The sequence below is a fragment of the Mycolicibacter virginiensis genome (genome assembly GCF_022374935.2).
GTDB classification, from domain to species: Bacteria; Actinomycetota; Actinomycetes; order Mycobacteriales; family Mycobacteriaceae; genus Mycobacterium; species Mycobacterium virginiense.
Map to the genome: position 1 here is coordinate 2,398,133 of NZ_CP092430.2, position 14,820 is coordinate 2,412,952.

Annotated in this window: 16 protein-coding genes; 11 read left to right on the top strand and 5 right to left on the bottom strand. The window is 67.1% G+C overall.

Annotation, left to right across the window (positions count from 1 at the left end; all coding sequences use genetic code 11):
• The first annotated feature begins 2 nt into the window (after positions 1 to 2).
• The 3 genes from MJO54_RS11525 to tpx are packed head-to-tail and all read left to right on the top strand — an operon-like array spanning position 3 to position 2,629.
• Positions 3 to 929 carry a metal-dependent hydrolase gene (locus MJO54_RS11525; protein WP_064889407.1) on the top strand — a complete coding sequence of 309 codons (927 nt, stop codon included), beginning with the start codon at positions 3 to 5 and terminating at the stop codon, positions 927 to 929.
• Complete coding sequence (locus MJO54_RS11530) at positions 929 to 2,074, top strand: hypothetical protein (protein WP_046283191.1); 1,146 nt, start codon at positions 929 to 931, stop codon at positions 2,072 to 2,074. Before MJO54_RS11525 ends, MJO54_RS11530 begins: the two co-directional genes overlap by 1 nt.
• 57 nt (positions 2,075 to 2,131) lie before the next feature.
• The gene (gene tpx / locus MJO54_RS11535) at positions 2,132 to 2,629 is read left to right on the top strand and encodes a thiol peroxidase (protein ID WP_046283190.1); all 498 of its coding nucleotides are present in this window, start codon (positions 2,132 to 2,134) and stop codon (positions 2,627 to 2,629) included.
• Between the two features lie 13 nt (positions 2,630 to 2,642).
• Here tpx and MJO54_RS11540 read toward each other — a convergent pair whose 3' ends face one another.
• The gene (locus tag MJO54_RS11540; protein ID WP_240175971.1) at positions 2,643 to 3,416 is read right to left on the bottom strand and encodes an enoyl-CoA hydratase/isomerase family protein; all 774 of its coding nucleotides are present in this window, start codon (positions 3,414 to 3,416) and stop codon (positions 2,643 to 2,645) included.
• A gap of 32 nt (positions 3,417 to 3,448) precedes the next feature.
• Here MJO54_RS11540 and MJO54_RS11545 point away from each other — a divergent pair, with 32 nt between their 5' ends.
• The 5 genes from MJO54_RS11545 (at position 3,449) to MJO54_RS11565 (ending at position 9,073) form a co-directional block, all read left to right on the top strand.
• Entirely contained in the window at positions 3,449 to 3,823 is a 375-nt protein-coding gene (locus MJO54_RS11545) for an NYN domain-containing protein (RefSeq protein WP_240175926.1), read from the top strand.
• Positions 3,820 to 4,713 carry a helix-turn-helix domain-containing protein gene (locus tag MJO54_RS11550; protein WP_240175927.1) on the top strand — a complete coding sequence of 298 codons (894 nt, stop codon included), beginning with the start codon at positions 3,820 to 3,822 and terminating at the stop codon, positions 4,711 to 4,713. The genes MJO54_RS11545 and MJO54_RS11550 overlap by 4 nt, the downstream gene beginning before the upstream one ends.
• A 7-nt stretch (positions 4,714 to 4,720) precedes the next feature.
• Positions 4,721 to 5,536, top strand: coding sequence for an SAM-dependent methyltransferase (locus MJO54_RS11555; protein WP_240175928.1), 816 nt, complete (start codon positions 4,721 to 4,723; stop codon positions 5,534 to 5,536).
• A 351-nt stretch (positions 5,537 to 5,887) separates the two neighbouring features.
• Positions 5,888 to 7,696, top strand: a complete 1,809-nt coding sequence (locus MJO54_RS11560) for a S8 family peptidase (protein ID WP_240175929.1) — start codon at positions 5,888 to 5,890, stop codon at positions 7,694 to 7,696.
• Between the two features lie 21 nt (positions 7,697 to 7,717).
• Positions 7,718 to 9,073 carry an alpha/beta fold hydrolase gene (locus MJO54_RS11565; RefSeq protein WP_240175930.1) on the top strand — a complete coding sequence of 452 codons (1,356 nt, stop codon included), beginning with the start codon at positions 7,718 to 7,720 and terminating at the stop codon, positions 9,071 to 9,073.
• On the opposite strand, the gene MJO54_RS11570 is transcribed toward MJO54_RS11565, so the two are convergent.
• A complete protein-coding gene (locus MJO54_RS11570; RefSeq protein ID WP_046283186.1) occupies positions 9,063 to 10,664 on the bottom strand; it encodes an FAD-binding protein in 1,602 nt (533 codons plus the stop codon). The two genes, MJO54_RS11565 and MJO54_RS11570, sit on opposite strands and share 11 nt — an antisense overlap.
• A 188-nt stretch (positions 10,665 to 10,852) precedes the next feature.
• Here MJO54_RS11570 and MJO54_RS11575 point away from each other — a divergent pair, with 188 nt between their 5' ends.
• Positions 10,853 to 11,698, top strand: a complete 846-nt coding sequence (locus MJO54_RS11575) for a lytic transglycosylase domain-containing protein (protein WP_105295719.1) — start codon at positions 10,853 to 10,855, stop codon at positions 11,696 to 11,698.
• A 4-nt stretch (positions 11,699 to 11,702) separates the two neighbouring features.
• Here MJO54_RS11575 and MJO54_RS11580 read toward each other — a convergent pair whose 3' ends face one another.
• Together MJO54_RS11580 and MJO54_RS11585 are read right to left on the bottom strand one after the other, a co-directional pair.
• Entirely contained in the window at positions 11,703 to 12,068 is a 366-nt protein-coding gene (locus MJO54_RS11580) for an Hsp15 family ribosome-associated heat shock protein (protein ID WP_064889414.1), read from the bottom strand.
• A gap of 12 nt (positions 12,069 to 12,080) precedes the next feature.
• Positions 12,081 to 12,683 carry an FKBP-type peptidyl-prolyl cis-trans isomerase gene (locus tag MJO54_RS11585; protein WP_046283184.1) on the bottom strand — a complete coding sequence of 201 codons (603 nt, stop codon included), beginning with the start codon at positions 12,681 to 12,683 and terminating at the stop codon, positions 12,081 to 12,083.
• A gap of 162 nt (positions 12,684 to 12,845) precedes the next feature.
• Between MJO54_RS11585 and MJO54_RS11590 the strand changes: the two genes are divergently transcribed.
• Both MJO54_RS11590 and MJO54_RS11595 read left to right on the top strand, forming a co-directional pair.
• Positions 12,846 to 13,235 (top strand): TA system antitoxin ParD family protein, encoded by a 390-nt coding sequence (locus MJO54_RS11590; RefSeq protein ID WP_046283183.1) that lies wholly within the window; start codon positions 12,846 to 12,848, stop codon positions 13,233 to 13,235.
• Positions 13,232 to 13,810 carry an ATPase gene (locus MJO54_RS11595; protein WP_046283182.1) on the top strand — a complete coding sequence of 193 codons (579 nt, stop codon included), beginning with the start codon at positions 13,232 to 13,234 and terminating at the stop codon, positions 13,808 to 13,810. Before MJO54_RS11590 ends, MJO54_RS11595 begins: the two co-directional genes overlap by 4 nt.
• Here the strand turns inward: MJO54_RS11595 and MJO54_RS11600 are convergent.
• Positions 13,807 to 14,820, bottom strand: coding sequence for an NADP-dependent oxidoreductase (locus tag MJO54_RS11600; protein WP_046283181.1), 1,014 nt, complete (start codon positions 14,818 to 14,820; stop codon positions 13,807 to 13,809). The genes MJO54_RS11595 and MJO54_RS11600 overlap by 4 nt on opposite strands.

Here is a 14,820-nt window from a genome sequence, read left to right on the forward strand (position 1 = left end):
CGATGACCGACCTGATCGTGCGCAAACTGCGGTTTGCGTTCGCCGAGTACCCCGTGCCGTTCTTGTGGAACGAAGCCAACCCGGCGTTCTCGTCGATGGCCAATGCTGTCTCGCTGCTGGCGATCGGCTTCGAGAAGATGATCGGCGGCATGATCGCCGAGGCGATGCCGCTGATCACCGACCCCGCGGTCGCCGAAGAGGCCGACGCGTTCGTGCGGCAGGAGGGCCAGCACTCGATGGCCCACCGCGGCCACGCCAAGGCACTGGTCAGGGCCTACCCGGGGCTCAAGGAGACCGTCGACGAATGCAACGCCATGTTCGACAAGATGGCCGCCGAAAAATCACTGGACTACCGGCTGGCCTACACCGCCGACCTGGAGGCCACCTTCACCCCGGTCTTCAAGCTGATGCTCGACCACGACAACACCCTGTTCGCTCCGGGTGACGACCGGGTGGCGTCACTGTTCTTGTGGCACTTCGTCGAGGAAGTCGAACACCGCAGCTCCGCGCTGATCATCTACGACCACGTCATCAACGACCCGTGGTACCGGATGCGGATGGCGCCGTCGATCTTCAAGCACGTGATGAGCGTGATCAAGGTGGCATGCGAGGGCTTCAATCGCCACATTCCCTTGGAAGACCGCAAGGTTGACGCGCTGTCACTGTTCAGTACCTACCGCGCCAAGCAGGCTTGGCGACGCCGGGTCCCGTTCGGCTGGCCGGCCGACGAGGGCCCGGTCGCGGATGCCTTCAAACATCTGCCAAAGCGCGAAATGGCCACCGCCGTCGCCGGTATCATCCGCAGCCAGCTGCCCAATCACAAACCGGCCCACGAGAAGATCCCGGTCCTGGCCAACGAGTGGTTCGCCCGCTATGACGACGGCTACGACGTGACCAAGTGGTACACCGCAGAGGAGAAGAGCGCCTGATGCCCGACTTGTGTGCCCCGACATTCGAGCGCCTCGCTGAGTCGCTGGGCTTCTCCTGCGGTGAGGCCGGCGGATTGCTGGAATTCCGCAACCCCCTGCAGCTGGAGAATTGGACACTGCCGGTTCTGGAGATCACCGTGATCACCGGGGCGGTGCTGGCACTGATCTACGCGATCAGGCGGTACCGCCGCGGCGACGCCACCAACTTGGCGTTGTGGTTCGGGGCGATCGCCTATCTGCTGATCATCGAACCGCCGCTGTACTTCCCGGGCGCGTTCGGCATCGCCGATCATGTCGACACGATGTTCGCGCACAACGTGTTCACCGTCGACTTCATGTGGGGGCGGCTCCCGCTGTACATCGTCGCGATCTATCCGATGATGGCCACCATCTCCTTCGAGATCGTCCGGATCCTGGGCGTGTTCCGCCGCTACGGAACGATCGTCGGGGCCATCTGCGTGGGCTTCGTCCACCACGCGTTCTACGAGATCTTCGACCACCTCGGCCCGCAGCTGCGTTGGTGGGAATGGTCGGTGGACAATCCGCTGAACCAGCCCATGTTCACCTCGGTGCCGATGGGTAGTGTCGTGGTGTTCGCGGCGCTCTGGCCTGCCTCGCTGGCCTTCTGTGTCCAACTGCTGGTCGGTCGTCAGGTCGATCACGGCCGGACATTCGGTGGGCTGCAGGTGCTCTGGCGAACGATCGTCATCGGCATCCTGGCCTCGCTCGGGACGGGCATCCTGCCGCTGCCGGCGACTCTGCTCGGTGCCGCCACCGACGGCAGGCTGATCGGAATCGCCTATGCCGTGGAACTTCTCATCATCGCCGCGGTGGCCATCCCGGTGTTGATCATCCAGTGGAGGCGCTTGCGGCTGAATCTCTTTGCCGCCGGTCGCTACGACAACCGGCTGATGGTCCGCTACGCCGCGGTGTATCTGTCGGTCATGACGGTGCTGTGGCTGACGGCCTTGCCGGCCTACCTGGATGCCTCGGGCGGGCTGACCGCTAACGGTGACCCGGTGGGATGTCTCTGGTATGTGGTGCTGTGCTTCGTGGTGGCTTACTTGAGTGTGGTGGCCGCCGCGACGGTCCCACCGATCCTGGAGCCGCACGAGACGCCTGAGCCGGTGTCGGCCGGGCACTGAGCTCGGCGACTGCGGCCCGCCGTGGACGCTGGTTGACGCGCTTGGCAGACTGTTGCCATGGCGCAGATCACGTTAAAGGGAAACCAGATCAACACCGTAGGCGAGTTGCCGGCTGTCGGTTCGGCAGCACCGGCGTTCAGCTTGACCGGAACCGACCTGAGTGTGGTGGACAGTGGGCAGTTCGCCGGTAAGCCGGTTCTGCTGAACATCTTCCCGTCGGTCGACACCCCGGTCTGTGCGACCAGCGTGCGGACCTTCAACGAGCGGGCGGCCGCCGGCGGGGCCGTGCTGTGTGTCTCCAACGACCTGCCGTTCGCGCAGAAGCGGTTCTGCGGTGCCGAGGGCATCGAGAACGTCGCCAGTGCCTCGGGTTTCCGGGCCAGCTTCGGTGCCGACTACGGGATCACCATCGCCGACGGTCCGCTGGCCGGGCTGCTGGGCCGGGCGATCGTGGTGATCGGTGCAGACGGCAACGTCGCCTACACCGAGTTGGTGCCGGAGATCGGCCAGGAGCCGAATTACGACGCGGCGTTGGCGGCGCTGAGCGGGGCCTAGCTCGTTCGGGAGGTCAGCGGCCCCGCCACTGCGGTGGCCGCTGTTCCCGCCATGCTTGTAGTCCCTCGGCGACGTCCTCGGTCGCCGCGGCGACCTTGCGCATCGTCTCACCGAACCGCACGGCGTCGATCCAGCTCATGTCGGTGCTGCGCCACGCCACTTCCTTAGTGGCTCGCTGCGCCAGGGGAGCGGCCTTGGTGAGGGTGTGTGCCCAGGCTCGGGCCGTCTCCTGCAGGGCGTCGGGCTCGACGAGTTTCCACACCAGTCCGATGTCTTTGGCGCGTTGCGCGCTCATCGGCTCTCCGGTCAACAGCAGCTCCATCGCGTTGGCCCAGCCCACCCGCCGCGGTAGCCGGATCGCCCCGACGATGGTGGGCACCCCGAGGGTCACCTCCGGGAAGCGGAACACCGCGTCGGTGCTGGCGATGATGAAGTCGCAGAACAGCAGTCCGGTGAGGCCGTAACCCACACACGGGCCGTGCACCGCGGCGATGGTCGGCTTGAAAAGCTCCATGCCGGATTCGAACGAGTTGATCGTGGGCTTCTCCCAGAACGTGCCGGGAAATGTGCCGACGGCGCCGGCCGAGTCCTTGAGATCGGCGCCGGCGCAGAACACGTCGCCTTCGGCGGTGAGAATCCCGACCCAGGCGTCCTCCTCGGCGCGAAACCGGTCCCAGGCGGTGTTGAGGTCCTGGCGCATCGCCCCATTGATGGCGTTGCGGGCCTCGGGCCGGTTCAGGGTGATGGTCGCGACGTGGTCGTGGCACTCATAGGTGACCAGGGGCATGGCGCTCATTTCTGCACCGTACCGTCGGAGTGGTGCGGTGGATCGTGGACGCGATGAACGTGATCGGTGCGCGTCCAGACGGCTGGTGGAAGGACCGCCACGCCGCGATGGTCCGTCTGACCCGCCAGCTGGAAGCCTGGGCGCCATCGCAGGACGGGAAAGTCACGGTGGTCTTCGAGAAGCCGCCGTCGCCGCCCATCGAATCGGATGCCGTCACGATCGCGGCGGCGCCGCGCCCCGCTGCCAACTCTGCCGACGACGAGATCGTGCGGCTGGTCCGGGCCGATGACCGGCCGCAGGACATCACCGTGGTGACCTCTGATCTTGCCCTGGTGGAGCGGGTCTCGTCGGCGGGCGCGGCCACCTGTCCGGCGGCACGTTTCCGCAGGCTCATCGAGGAGGGGTGATGCAGCCGCAACTATTTCGGCCCCGGCAACCGTTGTCGGAGAGCATCGCTTACTTCGGGTACTGGGACCGCCGTACGGGCGGCCCACACCGAAGCCGCGCTCTACCGCGCGGAGCGGCGACCATCGTCATCGATATCGGCGACCGCCCGCAGGTGGATTTCTTCGGCGCCGATGCGCACACCCGGCTGACGGTGCCACCGGCGTTCTTCATCGGCGCCGGCACCGCGTCCTACGTGACGCACATCGACACGGCGCAGACCGTCATCACGGTCCACTTTCGCCCCGGCGGCGCGTGGCCGTTCGTCGGCATCGCGCAGGGGGAGTTGACGGACGCCTGCGTCGGGCTGTCCGAGCTGTGGGGGCACGAGGCGGCGACGCTGCGCCCGCGGTTGGCGGAGGCACCCTCGGCGACCGCGCGGGTCATGCTGCTCGAAGCATTCCTGGTGAACCGGTTGCGGGACAAGCAAATCGCCCCGCACGTGGATGTGACCGCAGTGCTGGACGCCGCGGAACGCAACCCATCGATGCGCGTCGGTGACGCGGTGACGCTCACCGGCTTATCGCCCAAACGGCTGATCAACATGTTTCGCACCCAGATCGGTCTGACGCCCAAGGCGTACCTGCGGGTGCGGCGACTGCAGGCCGCCCTCACCCGCCTCGACAGCGGGGCGGCAGGGGGTGCTGTCCTGGCGGCTGAGTTGGGGTACTTCGATCAGGCGCACTTCGTGCGGGAGTTTCGGGCGTTCACCGAGACCACCCCGACTCAGTACTTGCGGCGTCGTTCGTGGCTGGCCGGGCACATTGATCTCGTCGAGGACTGCCCCGGCGAGGCGGCGCGGGTGAGCGCTGACAAAAATATCCAAGCCAACTGCCACCGCCGTCCCAGATGATGGCGTGATGCACCGCACCCGAGAAGCCGTGGCCAGCACCGGAATCCTCGTCGCCGCGATCCGCGCCAAGGAATCCGCCCGCGACGACGCCCTGTTCACCGATCCGTTTGCGGACAAGCTGGCGGGGGAGGGCGGCCGGCGGATGCTGGAGGCAGCCATCGCCAACTCCGGTGAGCAGTCGACCTGGCAGATCGTCGTCCGGACCCGATTCTGGGACGAGGCCCTACTACGGGCCGGCCTCACCCAGGTGGTCATCCTGGCGGCCGGAATGGACGCCCGGGCATACCGGCTGCCGTGGCCGGAACACACCACCGTCTACGAAGTGGATCAACCAGCGGTCGTCGCGGCCAAAACCGAGCTGCTCGCCGGCCATGAGCCGCGTTGCCTGCGGGTGCCGCTGGGTATCGACCTTGCTGAGGACTGGCCTGCCGCCCTGGCGGCGGCCGGTTTCGACGCGGCCACTCCCACCGTCTGGCTTATCGAGGGGCTGCTGCAGTACCTGGACGAAGCCGCGGTGCGGGCGCTGTTCGCCCGTGTCGACGCGTTGTCGGCGTCCGGCTCGGTGTTGCTGTACGACGTGGTTGGTAAGACGTTGCTGGAAGCGCCGTCGATGGCGCCGTTGTTGCAGTCCATGGCACAGCAGGGTTCACCGTGGCTGTTCGGCACGGACGAGCCCGGAGAGCTTGCCGAACGACACGGTTGGTCGGCTGCGGTGACCGATGTGGCCGAGCCGGGTAATCGGTGGAACCGCTGGTTCCCGTCGGTGACCGCAGCGGCCGGACCGGATGTGCCGCGCGGCTACTTCGTCGAGGCGCAGCGATAGCTGGCCGCGCACCGCTGCGGTCGGGAATCCACGAATGCCCGGTGCGCGGGCCTAGCGGCGGAGTAAGTTGCAAACACGGTAGCTGTATCGCCTGCGTAGCACTCAGCATCACATGGGGTTGGGACATGGCAGTCTGCGGATCGTCACGGATGAACCGGCAGGGTGATGCCACTCGGCGTAGATCCCGTCATGACTGATCACCCAGGATTCAACGAACTGGATCCGCCGCCGCCCGAAATCTCTTGGGCGGCAAGGGTGATGTGCGCGGTGCTTGAGTTGGAGACAGCGGATGCCCCGCCCACCGCAACCCGGGTGAAGGAGATGGTGGGTGCCAAGTTCGCGGCATCGTTCTTGCCCGGGGACCGGCTCTATGACGGCGCCCGCCCGTCGTGGGAGCGTCGGGTCGACGAGGCCACCAATGCGCTGATAAAGCAGAAGTACCTGCGTCGACTCAAGGGCGTGGCGCGCACCACCTCTGCCGGTCGCAAACACTACGACAACGCGTGCCAGATCGGCGCTCTGGTCGCCGCGGCCCCCGCGCCGCCGAGTGTCGGTCAAGCGCCTCCTCCGCCTGATCTGTTGCAGCCCGGGGTTGTCACCGCACCATTGCAACAGAAGCTCCGGCCAGCTGCAGAACATGCCGCGAACCTCGACCTCTTCCGAGCGACGCATTCATTCAGGTCATCGGTTCGGGACACCGGGCCAGACTTCTTCGACGAGCAGCCGGCGGACCAACCCGAACCGATCATGATTGAGCTGAATCTCCGCTACGGGATTGGTGCAGGCCCAGCCGTAACCGGTGGCCTTGACGGGGCGATCGCCCGAGTCCAGGATCTGTGGAAACTGGTTGGTGCGCCGGGTGAGCCGACCGTCGTTGCGGATCAATACCTTTCTGGTGAATTAACGCCGGCGCAGATGCAGAACATCGCGACGGCAGACTCGGCCGCCGGCGACTGGCCATACCGCGCCATCTTCCGCATCTGGCCCGACTTCGAGGTGCATCGCCAGATCGACGTCTCCACCACGACGGTCAAGGCGGTACCCGCGCAACGTTCATTCGCGGCTTTCGGCGACGGAATCGTCTGGGCGGTGATCGATTCCGGCATCGACGGCACCCACCCGCATTTCCAGGGTGAACACACACTCAGTGACCCATCGGTCGCAGACCTGCATCACGACTTCGTGTCCGGCAGCAATGATCCCGCTGCAGCGCTCGTTGATGACGACGGGCACGGAACGCACGTGGCCGGCATCATCGCCGGGGGGTTGGCTCGCTGGAAGCCTGAACGAGGCAAGCCCCACGCGATTGCCGTCGAGAGGCGGCGGAACAACGGGGCCATGGCGGGTACCGACCCGATCCTCTCGCCGCGCCCGGTGGATCTCGAGAAACTCAACGGCGTTGCACCGCATGCCAAGTTGGTCAGCCTGAAGGTACTCGGCGGCCTCGGCGACCTCACCGCGAGGACAGTCAGGGTTATCAACGCGCTGGCCTACATTCGCGAGAAGAACGGCGACACCGGCAAGCTGAGCAGAATCCACGGCGTCAATCTCAGCCTGGGCTACGACTTCCTCGCCGAATGGTTCGCCTGCGGACAGAGTCCGCTGTGCTTGGAGGTGAACCGGCTGGTGCGAACCGGCGTCGTCGTGGTGGTCGCGGCCGGCAACTCCGGCTATGTCAAACTCAACGTTCAGAAATCCGAGGTCAACCAGTTCAGTGCCGCGACGACGATCAATGATCCGGGCAACGCCGACTTAGCCATCACGGTTGGCTCGACGCATCGAGATTCGCCACACACCAACGGAATTTCCTACTTCTCTTCGCGCGGCCCAACGGGGGACGGTCGGCCCAAACCCGACCTGGTGGCACCCGGCGAACTGATCACCTCGGCTGCCGCCGGCAAGAACCTCACCAAGATCCAGCAAGCCAACTTCGACGGGTTCGACGGCGCAGCGGTGTACATCCAAGACAGCGGTACCAGCATGGCAGCCCCGCACGTGTCCGGTGCCATCGCGGCGTTTCTGTCGGTACAGCGCGAGTTCGTGGGGAAGCCCGCAGAGGTCAAGCGAATCTTCACCTCGTCCGCGACGTCGCTCAATCGTGACCCGAGCTTCCAAGGCTCCGGCCTGGTCGACCTCATGCGCGCACTGCAAACACCGTGAGATCGGCGAAGGGGATCCATCATGACCACGACCACCACCACCACCCCCTGGGCGCTGTCATTCGACACTCGAGGAGATGTCAGCCGCGAAGGCGAAGAGCAATTCCTGGCGCAACTCAAGGCCGCCAACGTCGCTGACCTGGTGATCTTCAGTCACGGCTGGAACAACGACGAGGCTACCGCTGCCTCGCTGTACCAGCGGTGGTCTACGTTGCTCAACGACCAACTCGGCCCTGGCCGCACCATCGGCTTCCTCGGCATCCGCTGGCCTTCGGCGATGTGGCGCGACGAACGCATTCCGAACTTCGAGCCCACGCCCGGCGGTGCGGGAACCGGTGCCGCCGGATTGGACGACACCGCTGCGACTTTCGATGCCGACCCGAGTCTGAGCCCACAACAGTTGGCTGACCTGGTCACCCTGTTCCCTTCGGGGGCGGCTGAGCTCAACCAACTCACCGCGCTGCTGGCGACCCAACCCGACCAGGCGCAGCGTGACGAGATATTCACACTCATGCGCAAATTCAGCGACAAGGTGCGGGCTGGGTTTGACGATGGCGAGGCCGAGACCGTAGACCCCGCCCGGCCAGGCATGCTCGACGACGACAAAAGGGCCGACGACGTCTTCGAGAACTTCGCCGATGCGCTGACCGACGCGGGGATCGACCTCAGCGATGGTGGCGGGGGTGGTGGCGCCGGGCTGGTAGACAACATCAGAAAGCTGTGGCTCGGCGCCAAGCAGGCGCTGCGTCAGCTGACTTACTGGCAGATGAAGAACCGCGCCGGGGTCGTCGGAGAGCGTGGCGTCGGGCCCCTGCTGGTACGCATCGCCGCCAAGTGCCCCAACGTGCGAATCCACCTGGTGGGCCACAGTTTCGGCGCGCGGGTGGTGTCCTTTGCGCTGGCCGGCGGGCCAACCACCACGCCGTCCCCGGTCAAGTCGGTCACGCTGCTTGAAGGCGCCTTCTCCCGGTTCGCCTTCCTCGACAAGCTTCCGTTCTCATCCCCGCACCCCAGCGGCGCATTGGCCGGCCGGCTGTCCCGGGTCGACGGACCGCTGACCGTCTGCTATTCCAGTCATGACATGGCCCTAGGCGTGATGTACCCGCTGGCCTCGGCGGCTGCCGGCGACGACAGTGCCGGCATCGACAACGATCCGCTGGGCCGATGGCGCGCGATCGGTTCGCTGGGTGCCTACCAGGCGCCGACCGAGCCCATCGGCGCAGTGCGGACCACGTATTCCTTCGTCAAAGGCGCCATCCTCAATGTGGATTCGTCGGCGATAGTGACCAAGGGCGGTCCTCCGGCGGGCGCGCACAGCGACATCTTCTATCCCGAGCTGGCCTGGATCGTCGCGTCAGCGGCTGGGCTTACCGCCTAGCGGCCGCGCTGGCCGCGTTGGCTCCCGCCCGGCGCCCGGCGAACACACAGTCGGCGATCGACAGCCCGCTGACATAGGACCGCGAGGCAATGCCGATGGCGGTGCGCCCGGCGCCGTAGAGCCCTGGGATCGGATTGCCGTCGGCGTCGACCACCGCACCGGTGTCCTCGCAGACTCGGACGCCGCCCAGGGTGAGCATAGGGGTGGGGCGTAAGACGTTGGGCCGCACCGAGATATCCATCAGAGTAAAAGGTCCCTGATCGATGCGCCGGCAGAACTCGGCGGGTTTGCCAGCCGGGTCTTCGGAGCCGGAGTCGATCGCATCGTTGTGCGCGGTGACGGTGGCCTGCAGGCCCTCGGCATCGATGCCGGCGGCGCGTGCCACCTCGGCCAGCGTGGCGCCCCGCACCGCGCCGCCGAAGATCAGCGCGGCGCCCTGGGCGCGCTGGAACCACAGCGTCTGGGTCAACAGTTGGCGCCGGGCCTCCGACATCAAGCGGGCATCGGCCAAGATCCAGCCCTGGCTGCCGTGGTTCTTCACCATGGCCTGTCCGACCGCGGCGCCGTAACGAGACTCGTCGATCACCCGTCGGCCGTCGGCGTCGACGATGATGGCGGAGATGAATGCGCTCGGGGGCGTGATGAACTTCCACACCGAGACGTTGTCCATCCGATCGGGAACCGCGCCGACGCTCTCGGCCAGCGCGATGCCGCTACCGTCGTCACCGCTGGTGCCCAGGGGCAGGCCGCCGTTGAACTCTGGTGCGTAGCGCTTGCGCCACTCGGTGTTGGCGATGAAGCCGCCGGCGCAGATGATCACGCCGCGCCGCGCGATGATCTCGATGGTCTGGCCGTAGCGCTGCTGCAGCTTCGCCAATCGCCGGTCCATCGCGGCGCGCAGCGGCGGGTAGTAGACGCCGGGTTTCGACGAGAGTGCGGCCAGGCGCGCGTAGCGGCGCTGGATGCGGCGCGGTGCCTGTCCCATGGTCGTGGCCCGTACGCCGATCACCCGGCCCGACGGGTCCTGCAGCAGTTCGGTGACTTCTGTGTGCGGGCGGAAGTCCACACCGCGCTTGCGGGCCGATTCGGCCAGCGGCGCGTAGATCTGCTTGCCGGATGTGCCTTTGCCGTAGGCGCGGTGCCCGCGCTGCACCGGCGGGGTGTGGGCGCGGAAGGCTCCGGCGTTCTCGCTGCCCGAGTGGTACAGGTAGTAGCGATTATTGGGAAACGACGTCTTGTAGGGGCACAGGCCGGAGTTGAACGGCACCCCACGGGCCTGCAGCCACTCGATCATCTCCGGGCTGCCGTCGACGAACCGCTGCAGTGTTTCCGGCCGGACCGCGTCGCCGACCTCCAGGCGTAGGTAGTCCAGCATCTGCTCGGCGGTGTCGTGCACGCCCGCTTCCGTCTGAACTGACGTCCCGCCGCCGGCGTAGATGATGCCCCCGGAGATCGCGGTCGCGCCGCCGCCGTTGGCACGATCGACCGCGATGACCTCGGCGCCCAGTTCGCGGGCGGTGATCGCGGCAGAGGTACCGGCCGCGCCGTACCCGACGATGACGACGTCGGTCGTCACGCTGGTGGTGGTCATGCGCTCTCCCTTGACGACGTGAGCTGAACGGCCCCCAATGTAACAGTCGCTAGTTTTCTGCTTGCGGAGGTGACCAGCGGTGATTGGTTTGCAGACGAGGCAAAGCGAAACGTGTTCTAGGTTGCCGCGGACGCTCCGATCAGCCGCCCTGCGCGGTTCGCGACCGGTCACGGGAGAAGATGAACGGCATGGCTGTTCGGTTGTGGCGCCTGGTCGCCTCCCTGGTTGTGATCCTCGGCTGTGCGGTGACGGCGGCACTACCTGCCGGCGCGGCGCCCGGCGTGGACCCCGCGGCGCTGGCCGCCGACCTGGTCGCGGCCGATCAGGCGTTGCGGAATACGTCGTCGCCCGAGCCGGTGCTGGCGGCGGCGGCCCGCCGCCAACAGGTCGCCTACCGGACCCTCGGCGCCCACCCCGAGTGGGACGCGATCGCCCGTCCGCAGATCCCGCCGGCGTTGCTCGACGTCTACGACCGCAACATCGACGCCCGCCGGCAACTCATGGCGCTCACCGACCCCAAGCCCACCATGCCGCCTTGGCGGGTGGTGCCACCGGTCCCGGCCAACGAGCTGCTGACCGCCTACCGCGCGGCCGAGGCCGCGTCCGGGGTGCCGTGGAACTACCTCGCGGCGATCAACTTCGTCGAGACCGGCTTCGGCCGCATCAACGGGGTCAGCGATGACGCGGCCCAAGGGCCGATGCAGTTCCTGCCGTCGACGTTCGCGGCCTACGGCAACGGGGGAGACATCCACTCGCCGCGTGATTCCATCATGGCGGCCGGTCGTCTGTTGGCCGCCAACGGTTTTGCCACTAATCGCGACAAGGCGATCTGGGGTTACAACCATTCCGACTACTACGTGCGGGCGGTCAACGACTACGCCGCGGTCATGGGTGGAGACCCGGCCGGATTCGCCAGCTACTACCGCTGGGACACCTACTACCGAACCACCGCCGGCGACCTGCTGCTGCCGATCGGCTATGTCTCGGCGTCGCGGATTCCGGTGGGGGAGTACCTGGCTGCGCACCCGCAGTGACCGCTCAGCGCTGCTGGGCCCGCCACTTGTCCAGCACCCGGCGATCCCGTTTGGTCGGCCGTCCGGCGCCGCGGTCACGGGTGGCCATCGCCGTGGCGGATGCCGGTGGGGGCGGCGGCGTTCGATCCAGGTAACAGGTCACCGCGTCAGCCGCACCGACACGCTTTTGAATCACCCGCAGCACCTCGACGACGCGGGTGCGGTCACCCACCAGAGCACTGACCACGTCACCGGGCGAGACCATTGTCGCGGGCTTGGCCGGTCGGTTGTTCACCCGCACGTGTCCGCCGCGGCATGCGGCCGCGGCGTCCGGCCGGGTCTTGGTGATCCGCACCGCCCACAGCCACCGATCCACCCGGCTCGATTCCATGGCGGCCCAGGCTCAGCGTGAGGCGTTGAGGATCTTGATCGCGAAGACGAGCGTGTCGCCCGGCAGGATGCCGGCGGCCGGCTGCCCCTCGGGATAGCCGTCGGCGGGGACCATCGCGACCGCCACCGTCGAGCCGACCTTCTGGCCCGCAATGGCCTTCTGGAATCCCGGGACCACGCGGTCCAGTCCGAAGTCGACCGGCTTGCCGCGTTCGTAGCTGCTGTCGAACACCGATCCATCACGCCCGTTGACACCCATGTAGCAGACCGAGACCGTTGCGGTGTCCCCGACGACGCGGCCGTCGCCGGCGTGCAGCGTGTGCACCTCGGTCTGGGTGACCTTGAACGGCCCGGTCACGACGACGCTGGGCGCGGCGGAGTTCGTGGAGCCGGTCACCGCGATACTGCCGGTGGCGCCCTTCAACGTCCAGTCCGCCGCGACGCCCTCGGCCGGCGGCTTGGAGGGGCAGGCGGTGACGGTTTCGCCACCCGGGGGCAGGAACAGGTCGGTGACCGACGACGTCTTCGACGACGAGGTGCTGTCCGAACCGCCACAACCGGCGAGCGCCGCCGCCAACGAGGCGACACCGGCGGCGAGTACGACTAACCGAGGCATACGCGAATTCACCTTGGCCACGCTACAGCGCCGTGGCGGAGTTGCCCGCGATGCACTGGAGGTTGCTGCCGATGTCCCGCTACGCGTCAATCTGGCGAAAGCCCCGTCGTGTAGCATTTTGTTATGCATCGTTACAAGATGCTACGTAGTAGGGAGTCGCTGATGCCTGAGGTCGCCGACCGGGTCACCAGGTTCGCCGCGGACCTGGTGGATAGCGCCGCCGCCGAAGGCGCGCGCCAGAGCAGATCAGCCAAGCAGCAGCTTGACCACTGGGCGCGGGTCGGCCGCGCGGTGTCGGCGCAGCAGAGCGCGGCGCGGCGACGGGTCGAGGCGGCCCTGGCCGGTCACCTCGATACCGGTGCGTTGACAGCCGAAGAGGGCGTGGTGTTCAACGCCGAGATCTCCGCAGCGATCGAGGAGAACCTGTCGCACACTCACTACGGTGACATCCTCGCCGAGCGTGGCGTCACCACCGTCGCCCTCGACGACGACGGCCGCATCGTCGAATACCGGCCCGACGGCACCTCGGTGATCGTGGAGGCGTCGCGCTGAGGCGACTCGACCTCGTCGTCGGCCCCAACGGGGCGGGGAAATCGACCTTTGTCGCCCTCACGTTGGCGCCGCTGTTGCCGGGCGTACCGTTCGTCAACGCCGATGAGATCGCCAAGAACCGTTGGCCCGACGAGGCGGCCGCGCACGCCTACGACGCGGCGCGGTTGGCCGCCCAGACCCGGATGAAACTCATCGAGGCGGGACGTTCGTTCATCGCCGAGACCGTCTTCTCCCATGAGTCGAAGATCGAGTTGATCCGCACCGCAGACGCCCACGACTACACGGTGGTGCTTCACGCGGTGCTCATCCCCGAAGCATTGGCGATCCACCGGGTCCGGTATCGGGTGGCCGCAGGCGGACACACCGTTCCCGAGGGGAAGATCCGCGAACGCTACCACCGGCTCTGGCCGCTGGTCGCCGAAGCGATCGGAATGGTCGACGTCGCAACGGTTTACGAAAACTCGCGGGCTGCCGGGCCGAAGATTGTGGCGCAGTTCGCGGGCGGCGCGCCGATCGGTGAGCTGAGCTGGCCGGCCTGGGCGCCCGACGCGCTGGTGACGCGCTGGCGCGCCTAAGCGGAGATCTTTACCACGAGCTTGCCGACGTTCTTGCCGTCGAACAGCATGTTGATCGCGGACGGCAGCTGCTCGAAGCCGTCGACGACGGTCTCCAGCGGGGTGAGTTTGCCGGCGCCGATCAGCTCGGAGATCTCGGTGTTGGCCTGCGGCGCCCGAAGGAAGTGATCGAGGACGATGAAGCCCTTCAAGGTGGCGCGCTGGATCAGCAGGTTGCCGAACGCGCGCGGGCCGGGCGGGGGATTGGTCTCGTTGTACCCCGAGATGAGTCCGCAGAGCGCGATTCGGGCGCCGACGTTCACGCGCGCAAAGATCGCATCCATGATGTCGCCGCCGACGTTCTCGAAGTCGACGTCGATACCGTTGGGCGTCGCGGCGGCAAGCTGGCGGGCCCAGTCATCGGCGCGGTAGTCCACCGCCGCGTCAAACCCGAGTTGGTCGGTGAGCAGCGCGCATTTCTCCGGTCCGCCGGCAATCCCGACGACCCGGGCGCCGCTGGCCTTGGCGAGCTGACCTGCGACCGAACCGACTGCGCCGGCTGCCGCCGAGACGACGACGGTCTCGCCTGGCTGCGGCTTGCCGATGTCGCGGATCCCGATCCACGCGGTGAGCCCGGTCATGCCGAGCGCGCCCAGGTAGGCGCTGGGCGAGACACCGTCCGCGACGTCGACCGGGAACAGCGGCATGGTGTCGGAGACCACCACGTACTCCTGCCAGCCGGTCAGGCCCTGCACGGTCTGACCGACCGAATAGTTCGGGTTGTTCGATGCGATGACCACGCCGAGGCCGGCCGCGCGCATGACTTCGCCGATGCCGACGGGCGGCAGGTACGACGGAGTCTCGTTGATCCACATCCGGTTGGTCGGGTCCAGCGAGATCCAATCGACACGCACCAGCGCCTCGCCGTCGCCGATCTCCGGTACCGCCTGCTCGCTGAGTTCGAAGGTGTCCGGGCCAATCCGGCCGGCGGGGCGTTCGCGGAGAAGGAAGCGGCGATTGCGATCGGTCAT

What these genes read in the sequence shown, in the direction of transcription:
- MJO54_RS11525 (WP_064889407.1), top strand. Translation starts at nt 3, where the DNA reads ATGACCGACCTGATCGTGCGCAAACTGCGGTTTGCGTTCGCCGAGTAC.
- MJO54_RS11530 (WP_046283191.1), top strand. Translation starts at nt 929, where the DNA reads ATGCCCGACTTGTGTGCCCCGACATTCGAGCGCCTCGCTGAGTCGCTG.
- tpx (WP_046283190.1), top strand. Translation starts at nt 2,132, where the DNA reads ATGGCGCAGATCACGTTAAAGGGAAACCAGATCAACACCGTAGGCGAG.
- MJO54_RS11540 (WP_240175971.1), bottom strand. Translation starts at nt 3,416, where the DNA reads ATGCCCCTGGTCACCTATGAGTGCCACGACCACGTCGCGACCATCACC.
- MJO54_RS11555 (WP_240175928.1), top strand. Translation starts at nt 4,721, where the DNA reads ATGCACCGCACCCGAGAAGCCGTGGCCAGCACCGGAATCCTCGTCGCC.
- MJO54_RS11565 (WP_240175930.1), top strand. Translation starts at nt 7,718, where the DNA reads ATGACCACGACCACCACCACCACCCCCTGGGCGCTGTCATTCGACACT.
- MJO54_RS11570 (WP_046283186.1), bottom strand. Translation starts at nt 10,664, where the DNA reads ATGACCACCACCAGCGTGACGACCGACGTCGTCATCGTCGGGTACGGC.
- MJO54_RS11575 (WP_105295719.1), top strand. Translation starts at nt 10,853, where the DNA reads ATGGCTGTTCGGTTGTGGCGCCTGGTCGCCTCCCTGGTTGTGATCCTC.
- MJO54_RS11580 (WP_064889414.1), bottom strand. Translation starts at nt 12,068, where the DNA reads ATGGAATCGAGCCGGGTGGATCGGTGGCTGTGGGCGGTGCGGATCACC.
- MJO54_RS11585 (WP_046283184.1), bottom strand. Translation starts at nt 12,683, where the DNA reads ATGCCTCGGTTAGTCGTACTCGCCGCCGGTGTCGCCTCGTTGGCGGCG.
- MJO54_RS11590 (WP_046283183.1), top strand. Translation starts at nt 12,846, where the DNA reads ATGCCTGAGGTCGCCGACCGGGTCACCAGGTTCGCCGCGGACCTGGTG.
- MJO54_RS11600 (WP_046283181.1), bottom strand. Translation starts at nt 14,820, where the DNA reads ATGACCGATCGCAATCGCCGCTTCCTTCTCCGCGAACGCCCCGCCGGC.